The following is a 2,090-nucleotide window of genomic DNA, read 5'->3' as shown; positions in this document are numbered from 1 at the left end:
CGTCTGAAGAGCTGAGCCGGGAAGAACTGGAGAGCTGGCGCCAGAATCTGAAAAGCTTGGCGATCCGGTTTCGCGACGGGCTGAACGAGTGCTGAAAGATTGAGTGCTCGGTGAATGGTCCGCTCAAGGAAGCGTGATGTCAGAAATTTCTCTTCGTGATGGCATCTGGTCAAGATCCTGAGCGAAGCTTGGCCGATGCCTATATAATCCCTGCCTTTCGTGGAGAACAGTCCTTTATGCCAACGTCCTTTCTAGAAATTGTCGAGTTACCAGACGGCCGAATCGAGCTGCGTAGGGCCGAGGACGAGGGTTCTCTGGTTACTTTGGATTTCTCCGAGGATGCCAAGGCTTTCCTGCAAGGCCAGCACGTGGAAGTCGCCAAGGCGATGTTGAGCGTCGGTGTTCAGATGGCAGGACGCCTGGTTGAAGGCGAATTTGATAAGGAAGAGGGGCCACGGGTTCTTCATTGATCCCGCCCGTCGGATTTTGCGGATACCTCTACAGACCGGCTTCTCTATCCTTGGAGAAGCCCCGCGCTGTTCAGTGCAAACACTGTTTTGTCAGTTAACCCAGCCGAATATTCAGACTTTGCGCATCCCCGGTACGGGCGGCGCTGATCAGCTGTTGCCGCGACGATGTGCTCAACGGGTTTAGCCAGCTGACGACCGTATGGCTGCGGCCAAGTCGCAAAGCTTCACAGGTCAGCTGCTGAGCGCTCTGTGTGCCGCGTGGTTGCAGCAGCAGAATGCGTTCACGGTTCAGGCCGGCGTCTCGCAGCCAGGCCTGGGTCAGGCTGGCGGGCGGGGCGATCAGCGTCAGCCAGCGAGCGTCCTGATCCTGGCTCAGCTCCCTGAGGATTGGTGCCAGAAGGTTCAGGCAGTTCCCGGCCGCGCCACGCAATGACAGCTCGCTGAAGACTTYGGGCTCGGCGCTCCAGGGCGACTCGACCACTTCTTTCAGGATCGGCGCCAGCGGCTGCGCCATGAATGCCTCGAACAACGGCAGTTGGGCTTGCTGTGAAGTGTGTGGGAACTGCATAAAGCCTCCTTTAGCGGCGAATCACGCCGACGCTCAAGCCTTCGATCACCAGTTCCTGATCTTTCAGGTTGACTTCGATAGGGGCAAATTCAGGGTTTTCGGCAATCAGCCAGACTTTGCTGCCGTCGCGCTTGAAGCGCTTGACGGTCACTTCGTCGCCAATCCGAGCCACCACGATCTGACCGTTACGGGCTTCGCGGGTGGTATGGACGGCCAGTAGGTCTCCGTCGAAAATGCCGACGTCCTTCATGCTCATGCCATGAACCCGCAACAGATAGTCAGCGCGAGGGTGGAAGAACGAAGGGTTGATGTTGCAGGATTCTTCGATGTGCTGCTGGGCGAGGATCGGAGCGCCTGCTGCCACTCGGCCGATGATCGGCAGGGTAGAATCGTCGGCCTTGGCTTCGAAGCCGGGGATGCGAATGCCACGGGAGGCGCCCGGGGTCATCTCGATCGCGCCCTTGCGGGCCAGTGCCTTGAGGTGTTCTTCCGCCGCGTTGGGCGACTTGAAGCCCAGTTCCTGAGCGATTTCCGCGCGGGTTGGCGGGTAGCCGTTGTCTTCGAGGCAGCGTTTGATGAAGGCCAGAATCTCTGCTTGGCGTGGCGTCAGCTTTAGCATATTGATCGCTCTGTCTTTTTATACAGTGACTGGGATTATATACAGTGAACCGGTCTTGGCAATGCCCCTTTTTTTGCCGGCCGCTGGACGGTCATTCAGCTCGCCGATTGAAGCGCCAGTGTTGTATGGTTAAATAGCTGACCGACCATTCCCAAAACGAACCCGCCAGACTTGACAAGGCCTGGGCKKAAACGTATGTTTCAAACAASTGTTTGTCAGGCGGAGTAGCCATGGCCCAGTCGGAAACCGTTGAACGCATTCTCGATGCTGCCGAGCAATTGTTCGCGGAAAAAGGTTTCGCTGAAACCTCGTTGCGTCTGATCACCAGCAAGGCCGGTGTCAATCTGGCGGCGGTGAACTATCACTTCGGATCGAAGAAGGCGCTGATTCAAGCGGTCTTCTCGCGTTTTCTCGGGCCGTTCTGCCTCAGTCT

Annotated in this window: 3 protein-coding genes and 2 pseudogenes; 3 read left to right on the top strand and 2 right to left on the bottom strand. The window is 57.3% G+C overall.

The features are described 5' to 3' along the window. A pseudogene (locus tag AC1DLB_RS28430) lies at positions 1-95 on the top strand (DUF6586 family protein); the annotation flags it as partial. 141 nt (positions 96-236) lie between these two features. Then, a complete protein-coding gene (locus tag AC1DLB_RS28425) occupies positions 237-470 on the top strand; it encodes a hypothetical protein (protein WP_007933173.1) in 234 nt (77 codons plus the stop codon). Between the two features lie 94 nt (positions 471-564). On the opposite strand, the gene sulA is transcribed toward AC1DLB_RS28425, so the two are convergent. Continuing rightward, positions 565-1,038, bottom strand: coding sequence for an SOS-induced cell division inhibitor SulA (gene sulA / locus AC1DLB_RS28420; RefSeq protein ID WP_477786130.1), 474 nt, complete (start codon positions 1,036-1,038; stop codon positions 565-567). Between the two features lie 10 nt (positions 1,039-1,048). After that, entirely contained in the window at positions 1,049-1,657 is a 609-nt protein-coding gene (gene lexA, locus AC1DLB_RS28415) for a transcriptional repressor LexA (RefSeq protein WP_026286346.1), read from the bottom strand. Between the two features lie 230 nt (positions 1,658-1,887). Here lexA and psrA point away from each other — a divergent pair. Continuing rightward, positions 1,888-2,090 (top strand): annotated as a pseudogene (gene psrA, locus AC1DLB_RS28410) (transcriptional regulator PsrA); the annotation flags it as partial.

Source organism: Pseudomonas sp. 05N434, from assembly GCF_056396965.1.
The sequence above is the reverse complement of the archived record's forward strand: the minus strand, read 5'-3'. Positions and strand labels throughout refer to the sequence as shown.

What these genes read in the sequence shown, in the direction of transcription:
- AC1DLB_RS28425 (WP_007933173.1), top strand. Translation starts at nt 237, where the DNA reads ATGCCAACGTCCTTTCTAGAAATTGTCGAGTTACCAGACGGCCGAATC.
- lexA (WP_026286346.1), bottom strand. Translation starts at nt 1,657, where the DNA reads ATGCTAAAGCTGACGCCACGCCAAGCAGAGATTCTGGCCTTCATCAAA.